We start from the raw sequence: 13,114 nt of genomic DNA, 5'->3' as shown, positions 1-13,114 counted from the left end.
GACACCCTCGCTGCGGGGCGGCCCTTGCTCGGTGTCTCGTACCTGGGCCGCGCCAGTTGCGCAGGCCATGTGCCTTGCTCGACATGAGGGAAAACTGACATGACAACCCAATCCATATCCATCGAACTGCCCAAGCCAGCGCCGCTGCTATCCGCCAAGGGCTGGACGGCATTTCTGCTGGCCCTGACCATGGTCTGCGCCGTGGCTCCCGCACTCAATCTGTGGGTGCCAGAGGACAGTGCGCTGCACTTGTCCGACTACATGCTGGGCCTGCTGGGCAAGTTCATGTGCTATGCCATCTGCGCTCTGGCGATTGACCTGATCTGGGGCTATACCGGCATCCTGAGCCTGGGCCACGGTCTGTTCTTCGCACTGGGCGGCTATGTGATGGGCATGTACCTGATGCGCGAGGCCGCAGGCCCCGATGCCTTGCCCGCCTTCATGGGCTTTCTGGACTGGAAGGAGCTGCCCTGGCACTGGGCGTTGTCGGGCAGCTTTGCCGCCACCGTGCTGCTGGTGTTTCTGGTGCCGGGCCTGATCGGCGGGCTGTTCGGCTACTTCGCCTTTCGCTCGCGCATCAAGGGCGTGTATTTCTCTATCATCACCCAGGCCCTGACCTATGCCGCCATGCTGCTGTTCTTCCGCAACGAGACCGGCTTTGGCGGCAACAACGGCTTCACGGGTTTCAAGACCCTGCTGGGTTTTTCCGTCAACTCGCAAGCCATGCATGTGCTGCTGTTCGCGCTGTCGGGTCTGGCGCTGCTGGGCTGCTTTCTGTTCTCGCGCTGGCTGATGCGCAGCAAGTACGGGCGCGTGCTGCAGGCCGTGCGTGATGCCGAATCGCGCACCATGTTCTGCGGCTATAACCCGCTGCCCTACAAGCTGTCGATCTGGGTCATCTCGGCCATGATGTGCGGCCTGGCAGGCGCGCTCTATGTGCCCCAGGTGGGCATCATCAACCCCAGCGAGATGAGCGTGGGCAACTCCATCGAAATGGCGGTGTGGACGGCCGTGGGCGGACGTGCCTCGCTGGTCGGCCCCATCATCGGCGCGTTTGCCGTCAATGGCGGCAAGAGCTGGCTCACCGTGGCCGCACCCGAATACTGGCTGTACGTGCTGGGTGCGCTGTTCATCGTCGTGACGCTGTTCATGCCGGGAGGACTGATCCGGCTGCCGCAGCAGCTTCGCCAGTGGCGTGAGAAGCGCAAGGCACAGGCCCCGGCGCCGTTGAACCAGACTGCAGCCGCAGCTGCCAAAACCGCTGCCGAGCCGGCTTCTGCCGATGCCATCGAAGGAGTGCGCGCATGACCCCCGATCTGATGCAGGAAGGCGAGCAGCGCCTGGCCTCCTACCAGCAGCGCGAAGCCGCGCTGCGCACCGAATCCGGCGGTCGCAACGCCAGTCTGGCGCGCCCCGTGATTGCAGGCGAAGTGGATGTGACCCATGGCCGAATCCTCTATCTCGAAGACGTGCATGTGAGCTTCGACGGCTTCAAGGCCATCAACGGTCTGAGTCTCGATATCGCGCCCGGCGAGCTGCGGTGCATCATCGGCCCCAATGGCGCGGGCAAGACCACGATGATGGACATCATCACCGGCAAGACCCGGCCCGACAGCGGCACGGTGTTCTTCGGCTCCACCATCGATCTGCTGCGCTACAAGGAGCCCGAGATCGCGGCCATGGGCATTGGCCGCAAGTTCCAGAAGCCCACGGTGTTCGAGCAGCTCAGCGTGTTCGAGAACCTGGAGCTGGCGCTCAAGACCCATAAGGGCATCGCCTCCTCCATGCTGTTCAAGCTCAACGGCGCGCAGAAGGACCGCATTGCCGAGGTGTTGCACACCATTCATCTGGCGGGCAGCGTAACGCGCCAAGCCGGGCTGCTCAGTCACGGACAGAAGCAGTGGCTGGAGATCGGCATGCTGCTGGTGCAGGAGCCCAAGCTGCTGCTGCTCGACGAGCCTGTGGCCGGTATGACAGACGAGGAAACGGTGCGCACGGCCGAGCTGTTTCTGACGCTCAAGGGCAAGCATTCGCTGATGGTGGTGGAGCACGACATGAGCTTTATCGACACCATCAGCGAGAAGGTCACGGTGCTTTGCGATGGCTCTGTACTGGCCGAGGGAACGCTGGCCGAGGTCCAGGGCGACGAGCGCGTGATCGAGGTGTACCTTGGTCGGTGACCCCCTGAGACGCTGCGCGCCTTCCCCCTCTCTCTACGCGCTTCGCGTTAAGGGAGGGGGGCGACTGCTTCGGTGCGCGGCGGCGCTTCCTCGCTGTCTCTTTGATTGGACAGCGTCAGTTTCAAACGTCATGCGCTCCGCAGATAGTCAAATTAGATAGCTGCTTGCGCAAGCTGTGTAAGCGTTAGAGGTCGAAAATGCTTAAAGTTCAGAACCTGCATCAGTACTACGGCGGCTCGCACATCCTGCGTGACGTGAATTTCACGGCCGAGATCGGCAAGGTCACGGTGCTGCTGGGCCGCAACGGCGTGGGCAAGACCACCTTGCTCAAAAGCCTGATGGGGCTGGTTCCCATCAGAAGCGGCGGCATTGAATGGCAGGGCCGCGATATCGCGCGCAGGACGCCCTATGAGCGCGCGCGCAGCGGCATCGGCTATGTGCCCCAGGGGCGCGAGATCTTCTCGCGCCTGTCGGTGGAAGACAATCTGCGCATGGGGCTGTCCTATTGTTCGGCAGGCACCCGGATTCCGGGCGAGCTGTACGAGCTGTTCCCCGTGCTGGGGCAGATGCTGCACCGCCGTGGCGGCGATCTCTCGGGCGGGCAGCAGCAGCAGCTGGCCATTGCGCGCGCACTGGCGCCGCAGCCCAAGATCCTGATCCTGGATGAGCCCACCGAGGGCATACAGCCCAGCATCATCAAGGACATCGGCCGCGTGATCCGCATGCTGGCCAATCGCGGCGACATGGCCATCCTGCTGTGCGAGCAGTACTACGACTTTGCCGAGGAGCTGGCTGACCACTATGTGGTGATGGAGCGCGGCGAGGTGATCGCATCGGGCCCGGGCAGCGAGATGCAGCAGAAGAATGTGCGCTCGCTGGTGGCGATTTGAATATCGGGCGAAGAAAAAAAAGGTGCCGCAAGCGGCACCTCAAAGCCTCAGGCCATGCCCGGAGGACAACTCATTTCGTCAATACGCTGCGCCGTGCGCGGCCAGCACCGGATTGCCCTGTATGGCAGTGCTGGCGCGGCCGTCCGCGCCCCGGGGGACTTCGCCCACCAGCGTGGTGCGGTAGAGCTGGCGATCGAACTCCAGCGCAAAGATATCCTGTGGTGCCACATGGGCCGTGGAGCGGTTGTCCCAGAAGGCCAGCGAACCAGGTTCCCACTTGAAGCGCACGGTGAACTCGCTGCTGACGGCGTGCTCCCAGAGCAGCTCCAGCAGCACGCGCGATTCGCGGGTATTGAGTTCCACGATGGACTTGAGAAAGCCGGGGCTGATGTAGAGCACCTTCTCGCCGGTCTCGGGATGGATCGTGACCAGCGGGTGTTCGCTGATCAGGGTGTTGTCGCGCACCAGATCCAGATATTCCTGCGATGCCGTGGCTCCCTGCGGGGCGCTGAAGCGGTGCTCGCCACGCAGGCCCTGCAAGAAGGCCTGCATCGTTTTGGAGAGCGCTTCGTAGGCCGCGGCCAGATTGGTCCATTGCGTGTCACCGCCATAGGGCGGAATCGTCACACCGCGCAGAATCGATGCGGCAGGCGGGTTGTGGGCGGCCGTCACGTCGGCATGCCAGCCGGTCCAGGGGCGCTGTTCGGCCTGGCCGCTGTGGCGGTTGGCCTTGCGGTGCTTGGCAATCGAATACAGCTCGGGAAAGCCTTCGACATGACCGAAGACGGGGTGGCCGGGCGTGAGCTCGCCAAACTGGCGCGAAAAGGCGATCTGCTGCTCGTGGCTGAGGTGCTGGCCGCGAAAGAAGATCACCTTCCAGCGCAGCAATGCCGAGCGGATGGTGTGCACTTCGGCGGCACTCAAGGTCTGCTTCAGATTGACGCCGCTGATCAGCGCGCCGATATGCGCCGACTGCGGCGTGATGCGGATATGCGGAGTGATATTGCTTGCGGAGCTCAGGCGTTCGTCCAGATGCTGCAGCGGAGCGTGGGGCAGGGGCATGTTCATGGGGTTTTTCCTGATGAGAGCGGGGCTTCAACGCGCCTGGGCAATACGGGAGGCGCTGGGCGGCAGCAGGCCCAGCTCGGTGAGAAGTGCATGACTGCGTTCGACCTGGGCATGCAGTGCGCGAGCCGTGTCCTGCGGGCCGAGGAAGATGGGCTCCCACTGGTTCAGCGCCACAAACTCCTTCCATTCCCGGGTTTCGGAAACCTTGCGCAGCGCATTCACCCAATACGCCTGTTGCGCGGTGCTGGCACCGGGCGCCGTCATCACGCCCTGAAACGAATCGCTGACATAGTCGATGCCCTGCTCCTTCCAAGTGGGCGACTGGGCGAACACGCCTTCAAGCCGCTTGTCGGCGGCAATCGCCAGCACGCGCACGCGGCCCGACTGCAGATAGGGCAGCAGGTTCGGCGTGGTGGCCGAAACCACATCGAGATGGCCGCCTGCCAGCGCCACCATGGATTCGGCGGAGGATTTGTAGGGGACGATGCGCAGCTTCTGGATATTCACGCCGCCCTGCTGCAAGGGCTGGGCCACGCCCAGATGGATGTGATTGCCCAGCGTGGTGGCGATGCCGATGGAGTATTTCTCGGGGTCCTTGCGCAGCTGGGCGATCAGGTCCTGGGCATTGCGCAGCGGCGAATCCGCACGCACGACCACGGTGGTGAACTCGCGCAGCAAGGTCACCAGCGGCGTGCCTTTCTGCAGGTGCGCGGGCAGGGCATTCTGCGCCAGGCTGTTGCCGTAGCTGGTGCTCAGCGTCATCAGCGTGTGGGCGTCGCCAGGGTGGCGGTGCAGGCTTTCCAGCGCGGCGATCGCATGCGCGCCGGACTTGTTGCTGACCACGAACTGCGGTGCATGGCCATCGCGTGCCAGCAGCTCGGTGAGCTTGCGGGCCGCCTGATCCAGCGCCGCGCCGGCTCCGCTGGGGACAATGAATTCCGTGGACTTGCTGGGCTTCCAGGCCTGTGCCGCTGCGCCGCCGGCTTGCGCGGCAGCAGGGCCAGTTGCCAGCGTGCAGCACAGCACTGCCATCGATGTCAGCCACGGGGGCAGAGTGCGATGCAGGCGGGAATGCGTTACGGTAGCGACCGACATGAATGCTCCTGAAATCAATCGCCATATGCTTGACAAGCTGGCGTGCGAGAGACTGTAGAAGCGCTGCTGCGATACAACAACGAATGAATTTTCATGAGTTAGTAAGCAAAAGAGCTGAGCTACCCGGGCCTGAGCGGCAGGCCTGCTTGAAGAGGCGAGAAAGACAATGACCTGGCATGCGCAACTGGCGCTGAACTATTCCCTGCAGGCCGGCAAGACCTCGGTGCATTTCACGCACGATGGTCCGCTGCGCATCCTCAAAAGTCTGTATCCCGAAGGTCCTGCCATCTGCCACAACGTGCTGGTGCACCCACCGGGCGGGCTGGTGGGCGGCGATGTGCTGGACATTGATGTCCATGTCGCAGAAGGTGCGCATGCGCTGGTCACCACGCCCGGTGCCACGCGCTTTTACAAAAGCAACGGGCAGCAGGCCATGCAACGCACCCGGTTGCGTCTGGACCCCGGTGCGAGGCTGGAGTGGCTGCCGCTGGAGGCGATTGCCTACAACGCCTGCGATGCTGTCAACCAGCTGGAGTTCGACCTCGCCGAAGACGCGCAACTGCTGACCTGGGATGTGACGGCGCTGGGCCTGCCGCTGGCGGACCAACCCTATACCTGCGGCAGGTTCGAGCAGCACATCGAATGGCCGGGCCGTTTTCTGGAGCGCGGCGTGATTGATGCACAGGACGAACTGCTGCTCAACGGCGATCTGGGGCTGGCCGGGCATCGCTGCCTGGGCAGTCTGATCTTTGCCAGCGGCTCAGCCATGGCGCGCCATCAGCGCGAAGCCTTGCTGGAAGGCACGCAGGAGCTGCTTGCCAAGGCCGCTCCGGCGGTGTTGAGCGGTGTCACCGCTCCCAATGAAAACATGCTGGTTCTGCGCTGTGCATCACCTGTGGTGGAGCCTGTGATGATGTTGTGGAAAACCGTGTGGAGTTTTTGGAGAAAAGAACTCTGGGGCCTGCAGGGCGGCACGCCGAGAATCTGGTCCATGTGATCGCTGTTGCGCGGGCCTCGGCGCCGTTTCAGCGCACCAACTGTTTTCTGCATCGGGCCAGCTCGGCCTCGGTCCAGTTCAGGCGTTCGCGCAGTTGGGGGCAGGCGGCACCGGCGTTTTGCGGCTCGCGTTCCGTGCAGTGCTCCTCGACCATGGATATCAGGGTGCGCGTGTGGCGGTTCTGCTCCAGGGTGCAGGCGTGCGTACCTGCTTCGGCTCGCGTTCCGCCTTGCGAGCGTGTGCCGGGCGGCACGGCCGTCCAGCCCCGGTTGTGCCAGGGCGAGAAGGAGGCTGAAGGCGTGATCTCTATGTCATTCACGCGTCCTTCCAGGCCGGGAAATGTGGACAGCATGGCGGCTGCCACCAGGGCCGGGTCGCTCATGCGTCCCAGGGCGGTATCGCAGTCCATGACATCGGGATTCAGGCCCGGCGGCAACAGCCTCAGCACGCCATAGATGCGGGTGGCATCGGTTTCCAGTTCCTTGACGCTGCGTCCATTGCTGCCCGGCACCAGTCCCATGCCGACCAGTTGGTACTGCGTGTCGCGCAGGGCGGTATCGGGGCCGGTGTGGATCTCGACCTCGCCCGAGGCCCGGCCCGCGAACATGAGCAGCCTGAAGGCATCCGTGGAGAACAGCGCCTGCACCTCCAGGTGGCAACGGGCAGGGGCGGCGGGACGCAGCACGCTTGACCAGTCCTTGGCGGCGTCGCGGTGGACCAGCATGGCCGTGCGCGGCAGCATCGCCACGGTTATCCGTGCCTTGTCCAGGTTTACGGTGGCCGCCACGCTGGCGTCGATGGAGTCGGCCGTGGAAAATTGCGCCAGTGCCTTGAAGCCGGGCTGCATCACGGACAGTCTGTCGTTGCCGACCACACCGCCTGTGGCGATCTCCAGGCGCCCGTCCGCAAAGCGGTAGTAGCTGGGCACTTCGTCGGTCTCGGTATAGCTGCCGTGGCGCGTGGAGACGCGGTAGCGGATCTCGCGTCCGCCCATTTCCATGAAGGGGCGCAGCGTCTCCAGCAGGGCCTGGCGTGTGGCGGCATCGTCCTGGCGCAGTGTGATCTCTACGCGTGTCGAGCCATAGCCCAGCAGCTTGTCGAACGCATGGCGCATGACGGCCTGATTCGGAAAAGTGATGACTGCCCCCACCATGCCCGCCAGGGCCGCGACGCCGCCCAGCACCAGCGGCCAGGTCGAACGCTCGTCAGCGCGAGTGCCAGTCATGGCGCTCCAGATGGCTTGCGCGCCATGGCTCAGCCAGGTGGTGGCCATGAAGGCGATGAGCGCTGCAGTCGGCGCCCACACAAGAATCAGCAGTATTTGCAACAGGCCCATATGGGCAGTGATTCTAGGCACAAGCCATGCATGGCCTGGCTGCAGCAGCTCGCCTGGGGCTACCCGCCCGGGGCTACCGCTCGGGGCTGCCCGCGGGGGACGCTACAGCGCCAGAACGATTCTGGACTCCTGCGTCCTGGCGCGCGAGCAGCAGCTCATCATCTTGGTGCAGGCCGTGCGCTCGGCACGGGTCAGCACCATGTCGCGATGATCGATATCGCCTTCGAGCACCGGCACCTCGCAGGAGCCGCACAGGCCTTCGCGGCAGTCGCACTCGATATCGATATTGGCACTGCGCAGCGCATCGAGCAGGGTTTCATCGTTGCGCACCTGCAGCGTGATGCCGGATTCGCGCAGCTCGACTTCAAAGCCGTGCTCCTTGTCCGGGTCCAGCGCTCCCAGGGTGCTGGAGAAATGCTCCACGCGCAGACTGTCCTCGGGCCAGTGGCGACTGGCCTGGGCCAGCCCGTCGAGCATGCGCTGCGGACCGCAGGCATAGATCTGTGCGCCGGGCCTGACCTCGGCCAGCAGTGCCGCGTAATCGGCACGCCGGCCTTCCGCGCCCACATAGATCTGCAGACGCTCGCCATGCATTGCCTGCAATGCATCCAGGAGCGCCATGCGCTCGCGCTGGCTGCAGCTGTAGTGGATTTCATAGGGGATGCCCAAAGCCTGGGCGCGAGCCGCCATGGCCGCAACCGGCGTGATACCGATGCCGCCGGCGACGAGAATCAGCTGCTGCGCGCCTTCGTCGAGCCTGAAGTGGTTGCGCGGGCCGCGCATCTGCACCTTCATGCCGGCCTGCAGTGCCCCATGTATCCAGGCCGAACCGCCACGGCTGTGCTCTTCGCGCAGCACGGCGATCTCGTAGGTATCGGCTTGCTGCGGATCACCGCATAGCGAGTACTGGCGCGAGATGCCGGTGTCGCCGCAGTGCAGGTCGATATGCGAGCCCGGGGTCCAGCGTGGCAGCTCGCGTCCGTCGGGCGCCTTGAGGCGCACGCGCAGCACGTCCTGCGCAATCAGCTCGGTGCTGTCCACCAGCATGCTGCGGCTGACGCCGCCCTGCGAGGATTCGCCGATGCGCACCGGCTGTTGTTCGGCCAGCACGGCGGGGTTGGCGCGCTCGGGGTTGCGGCTTACATCCCATTGAACCCACAGATGTTCGGGGCCGCGGAACGAGGTGTTGGGCACATAGGTGAAGCGTTGCTCTGCCAGCTGCATATGGGGCAGGCGGCGCGTGAACTCTTCAAGGAAGATCTGCATTTCCATGCGCGCCAGATTCTTGCCCATGCACTGGTGGGAGCCGTAGCCGAAGGTCAGGTGATCGCTGGCATTGTCGCGGTGGATGTCGAACAGGTCGGCATCGACAAAATGCTGCTCGTCGTGGTTGGCCGAAGAGGTGACGATGAGCAGCTTGCTGCCGGCCGGAATGGCCTGGCCGCCGACCACCACATCCTTGGTGGCCAGGCGCCGCCAGGCGGCTACCGAGCCGTTGTGGCGCAGGCATTCCTCCACGGCATTGGGGATCAGCGAGGGATCGGCGCAGATCTCCTGCCAGACCTTGGGGTGCTGCAGCAGCAGCTTGACGGCATTGGCCGTGGCGTTGGCCGTGGTCTCGTGGGCGGCGACCAGGCCGGCCATCATCATGGAGTGCAGATAGGAGTCGGTGACGACATCGGGCAGTTCCTTCTGCTTGCGAATGCCGTATTGCATCCAGCCTTCGGCATCGGGGTCGGCGCGCATCTTGTCGAGAATCCGGCCCGCGTGCTGCCAGAAATTGCCCACGGCATGGGCCACGGCCACCTGCTCCTCGGCCCGGGGGCGTCCCCAGGTGTTGACGGTGTGGGCAATGCTGTACTGGCGCAGCGTGTCCATATCGTCTGCAGGCACGCCCAGGAAATGCATGGCCACCGTCAGCGGCACTTCCCACAACATCTGGTCGACGAGATCGGCGTGGCCGTCGTCGATGAAACGGTCCACATATTCGCGGGCCAGCCGGCGCACCATGGGCTCGTGGTGCTTGAGCTCTTCGGGCGTGAAGGGCTGCATCAGCGCGCGTCGGCGCGGCATGTGGGCGGGCTCGTCCTCGTTGACCAGAGTGCGGTTCAGCGCAAAGCCGTAGCTGGCGAGCACGGCATTGGCTTCATCGCCTGTGGGCGTGATCTTCTCCAACGCGATCGAGGGACTGAAGGTCAGGTTGTCGCGGAAGATGGCCTTGATGTCGTCGAAGCGCGTGACCACCCAGTAGCCCAGCTGCGGGCTGTAGAACACGGGCTCCTGTTCGCGTGCCCAGCGCACATACTCGGGCGGGTCCTGCTGGTAGCCGTCGGCAAAGGGATCGAAGCCGGCGGCCCCGTGGCTGATGGGGCAGCCCGTAGGGCCGCTCTGGCCGGTGGGCTTGCCGAACTGGCTGTGATCGATGGGGCAACGGCTGGGGGTGGAAACGGTCATGGCTCGCTCGCAAACGCAAAGAGGCAGGAGATGGCATAAGCCATCGGACGAGAGCGCAGAGGCGGCCTGCCGCCAGCCTCTACGGCATGGATCAGCGGGGCAATCAGTCCAGCGTGATGTTCAGATCCTTGATCAGCTTTTGCCAGCGTGCGCTTTCGCTGTGGATCAGTGTCTGGAACTGCTCGGGGGTGTTGCCCACGGGCTCCACGCCAAAGTCGATGAGCTTTTGCTTGACGGCAGGCTCGTTGATGGCGGCGACCACCTGCTTGTTCAGCGCCGTGACGACATTGGCCGGTGTCCTGGCCGGGGCCACCATGCCGACCAGGGCCGCAGCCTGCACGCCGGGCAGGCCCAGCTCGCCGAAGGTGGGCACATCGGGCAATTGGGGCAGGCGCGTGGCATTGGCCACGGCCAGCGGACGCACCTTGCCACCCTTGATGAAGCCGGCGCCGGCGGCCAGGTCCACCATCATCACGGGAATCTGACCGCCTGCCACATCTGCCAGCGCCGGAGCCGCACCGCGATAGGGCGCATGGGCGAGCTTGAGGCCGGCCTCGGACTTCAGCAGTTCCATGGCCAGGTGATGGGGGCTGCCCGCACCGGCGGAGCCGTAGTTCACGCCCTCGGCACTGGCCTTGGCGGCGGCAATGAACTCCTTGGCGGTCTTGGCCTTCTCGGCGGGGCCGGCCACCAGAATCATGGGAAAGCGGCCCATGAGCGTGACGGGCGTCAGATCCTTGCCGGGGTTGTAGCTCAGGCTCTTGTAGAGCACCGGGTTGAAGATCAGCGTGCCGTTGTCGGCCGACAGCACGGTATAGCCGTCAGCCGGTGCGCGCGCGGTCTCCGAGGCGCCGATGGCTGTGTTGCCGCCGGCGGTTGTCCACGACGATGGGTTGATGGGCCTGGGCGCCCCAGGCCTGGCCTATGGTGCGGGCCAGGAAGTCCGAGCCGCCGCCTGCGGCATAGGGAACGATCCAGCGCACGCTCTTGCTCGGGTACTTGTCCTGGGCCGCGGCGGTGCCTGGGGTTGCGGCCAGCCAGAGCATGCTGGTGGCCAGAACCGAGGCGGTGAAGAGGCGTTTTTTCATTGAGGGTGTCTCCTGGGCTGTGGTGTTGTTTGCCTGCGGGTTAACCAAGCTTCACTCCGCCTGCGGTTCCGCTCTAATACGGAAATTGTTTTGCGTAATTTTTATACGCATAGCGTAAATATGCTTCAAGGGATTACCCGAGAGCCAGTACGAGACATGCGTGAAAATGTCTTCAACGGCTTACGAGACAGGCGCAACCAGCTATGAAAATCGAGAAGAAGACTTTGGCGATGGCGAAGCGGCAAGCAGCCAGCCCAGCCGCAAGCGTGGCGTCGCAGAATGTCCGTCAAGAGCCGGATCAACGTCGCCAGCGTGTGCAGGCCGCAGAGACCTGTCTGGCCGTGCTCAAGGCGCTGGCAGGTCTGGGCGGGCGTGCCAGTCTCACGGCCATCGGTGCTGCCGTTGATGAAAGCCCGGCCAAGGTGCATCGCTATCTGGCCAGCCTCATGGCCGAAGGTCTGGTGGAGCAGGATCGTGGCGGCACCCAGTACGCGCTGGGACGCGAGGCCATCCATATCGGCCTGGCCGCGATGCGCCAGAACGATCCCGTGCGTATGGCCGAGCCGGCCCTGCAGCATCTGCGCGAGTCATTGCAGGTCACGAGCTTTGTCGCCGTCATGGGCAATATGGGTCCCACCATCGTGCGTTTCGAGGAGCCCAGCCTGCCCATCACCGTCAATGTGCGCGTGGGTTCAGTCATGTCCATGCTGTGGTCGGCCACGGGGCGGGCATTCTTTGCCTTCATGGAGCCGCAGCCCGAGGTCGAGGCGCTGCTGGCGCGCGAGTTGGAGGCCGCCAGCCCCGAGCATCGCCGTCTGCTGCATGCGAGCAAGCCTCTGGAGCAGCTGCGCAGCGAGATTCGCGCAGCCGGCTGTGCCGCGATCCGGGACCTGAATCTGCCTGGCATCAGCGCCGTTGCGGCGCCCTTGCTCGACTACAACGGCCATGTGGTGGCCGTGCTCTGCGCGCTCGGGGCCAGCGGCGGCTTCGACCCCGATCCGCAGGGCCGCATTGCCCAGGCTGTGTGCGAAGAGGCGCGCAGTATCAGCGCTTCGCTGGGCTACCGAGCCTAAGTCTGTGATCAGGCCCCAGTCAGCACAGCCGGGGCTCCGAGGCGCTGGGACAGCTGACGGGCCTGGGCCTGCAGTTTCTGGGCCGGCAGACCGGCGGGGTCCAGCGTCAGCGTGACCGAAGGGCCGATGGCGGCAATCGCCAGCACCAACTGGCCGAAGCCGTCGAACACCGGCACCGCCAGCGCGCTCACGCCCGACAGCAACTGGTTCTCGACCACGCTGAGGTGGTTGCGGCGGATGGCTTGCAGCTCCTGCGCAAACGCCGGCTCGTCCAGGCTGTGGCCTTCGGCCTGCAGCAGCGGTGCGATGCGGGCCGGGTCGCCGAAGGCCGCAAAAATCTTGCCCGTGGCGGTATGGCGCAAGGAGGCCGGCGTGCCGTGGCGCATGGCCACATAGACATGGGTCGGGCCTTCCTCGACGCGGATGATGGTCGGCCCCTGGCCGCTCCACATTGAAACCGACACGGTGTAGCCCACCTCTTGTGCCAGGGCGGGCAGCTCGGCAATCGCCATGCGCACGGGATCTGCCTGCTGCAGGCTGATGAGCCCCATCTGAATGGCCAGCGGCCCCAGGCCGTAATGGCCGCTGACGCGATCCTGCTCCATCAGACCCAGCTTGCAAAAGCTCACCAGATAGGGGTGGGCTTTGGCTGCCGTCATTTCCGCCTCGCGTGCCAGATCCTTGAGCGCCATGCGCCGGCCCGTGCGCGCCAGCACCTTGAGCAACTGGCCGCCGACTTCCACGCTCTGTATGCCGCGCGGTGCGCGCGCGGGTTCGTCGTCACTGGTTTCAAGCATCAAACGGGCGTCGGTCGGAGAAGAGTTGGCATGAGGCATGACGGCATTGTGACGGTGGAAAAGCGGCTGGAAAGTCTCAAGGGTTTTTCACTATGACAAATCGATTGTGCAATGTTGAATTTATATCTAGTATTCA

General features: G+C 64.5%; 10 protein-coding genes and 1 pseudogene. 5 read left to right on the top strand and 6 right to left on the bottom strand.

What is annotated here, in order from left to right; all coding sequences use genetic code 11:
• The first annotated feature begins 99 nt into the window (after positions 1-99).
• From urtC to urtE, 3 genes are all read left to right on the top strand, one after another.
• Positions 100-1,308 carry an urea ABC transporter permease subunit UrtC gene (urtC, locus tag V8Z78_RS07525; protein WP_349731185.1) on the top strand — a complete coding sequence of 403 codons (1,209 nt, stop codon included), beginning with the start codon at positions 100-102 and terminating at the stop codon, positions 1,306-1,308.
• Complete coding sequence (gene urtD, locus V8Z78_RS07520) at positions 1,305-2,180, top strand: urea ABC transporter ATP-binding protein UrtD (RefSeq protein WP_167003604.1); 876 nt, start codon at positions 1,305-1,307, stop codon at positions 2,178-2,180. Before urtC ends, urtD begins: the two co-directional genes overlap by 4 nt.
• Before the next feature lie 197 nt (positions 2,181-2,377).
• The gene (gene urtE / locus V8Z78_RS07515) at positions 2,378-3,070 is read left to right on the top strand and encodes an urea ABC transporter ATP-binding subunit UrtE (RefSeq protein ID WP_034377378.1); all 693 of its coding nucleotides are present in this window, start codon (positions 2,378-2,380) and stop codon (positions 3,068-3,070) included.
• A gap of 78 nt (positions 3,071-3,148) precedes the next feature.
• Here the strand turns inward: urtE and V8Z78_RS07510 are convergent, their stop codons facing one another.
• Together V8Z78_RS07510 and V8Z78_RS07505 are read right to left on the bottom strand one after the other, a co-directional pair.
• Complete coding sequence (locus tag V8Z78_RS07510; protein WP_349731184.1) at positions 3,149-4,138, bottom strand: TauD/TfdA dioxygenase family protein; 990 nt, start codon at positions 4,136-4,138, stop codon at positions 3,149-3,151.
• Positions 4,139-4,165: 27 nt separating this feature from the next.
• Complete coding sequence (locus V8Z78_RS07505) at positions 4,166-5,233, bottom strand: tripartite tricarboxylate transporter substrate binding protein (RefSeq protein WP_349731183.1); 1,068 nt, start codon at positions 5,231-5,233, stop codon at positions 4,166-4,168.
• Between the two features lie 166 nt (positions 5,234-5,399).
• On the opposite strand from V8Z78_RS07505, the gene V8Z78_RS07500 reads away from it, so the two are divergent.
• Positions 5,400-6,230, top strand: a complete 831-nt coding sequence (locus V8Z78_RS07500; protein ID WP_057093900.1) for an urease accessory protein UreD — start codon at positions 5,400-5,402, stop codon at positions 6,228-6,230.
• A 28-nt stretch (positions 6,231-6,258) separates the two neighbouring features.
• On the opposite strand, the gene V8Z78_RS07495 is transcribed toward V8Z78_RS07500, so the two are convergent.
• The 3 genes and pseudogenes from V8Z78_RS07495 to V8Z78_RS07485 form a co-directional block, all read right to left on the bottom strand.
• The gene (locus V8Z78_RS07495; RefSeq protein WP_349731182.1) at positions 6,259-7,587 is read right to left on the bottom strand and encodes a hypothetical protein; all 1,329 of its coding nucleotides are present in this window, start codon (positions 7,585-7,587) and stop codon (positions 6,259-6,261) included.
• Between the two features lie 81 nt (positions 7,588-7,668).
• Positions 7,669-10,020, bottom strand: a complete 2,352-nt coding sequence (locus tag V8Z78_RS07490) for a cytochrome P450/oxidoreductase (protein ID WP_349731181.1) — start codon at positions 10,018-10,020, stop codon at positions 7,669-7,671.
• A gap of 103 nt (positions 10,021-10,123) precedes the next feature.
• A pseudogene (locus tag V8Z78_RS07485) lies at positions 10,124-11,108 on the bottom strand (Bug family tripartite tricarboxylate transporter substrate binding protein).
• 230 nt (positions 11,109-11,338) lie between these two features.
• Here V8Z78_RS07485 and V8Z78_RS07480 point away from each other — a divergent pair.
• Positions 11,339-12,181 carry an IclR family transcriptional regulator gene (locus V8Z78_RS07480; protein ID WP_349731180.1) on the top strand — a complete coding sequence of 281 codons (843 nt, stop codon included), beginning with the start codon at positions 11,339-11,341 and terminating at the stop codon, positions 12,179-12,181.
• A gap of 8 nt (positions 12,182-12,189) precedes the next feature.
• Here the strand turns inward: V8Z78_RS07480 and V8Z78_RS07475 are convergent, their stop codons facing one another.
• Complete coding sequence (locus tag V8Z78_RS07475) at positions 12,190-13,017, bottom strand: IclR family transcriptional regulator (protein WP_280008653.1); 828 nt, start codon at positions 13,015-13,017, stop codon at positions 12,190-12,192.
• Positions 13,018-13,114 lie beyond the last annotated feature (97 nt).

This window comes from Comamonas sp. wu1-DMT, from assembly GCF_040187805.1.
Lineage (GTDB): Bacteria > Pseudomonadota > Gammaproteobacteria > Burkholderiales > Burkholderiaceae_C > Comamonas > Comamonas thiooxydans.
This window is presented reverse-complemented; position numbering and strand designations above follow the sequence as displayed.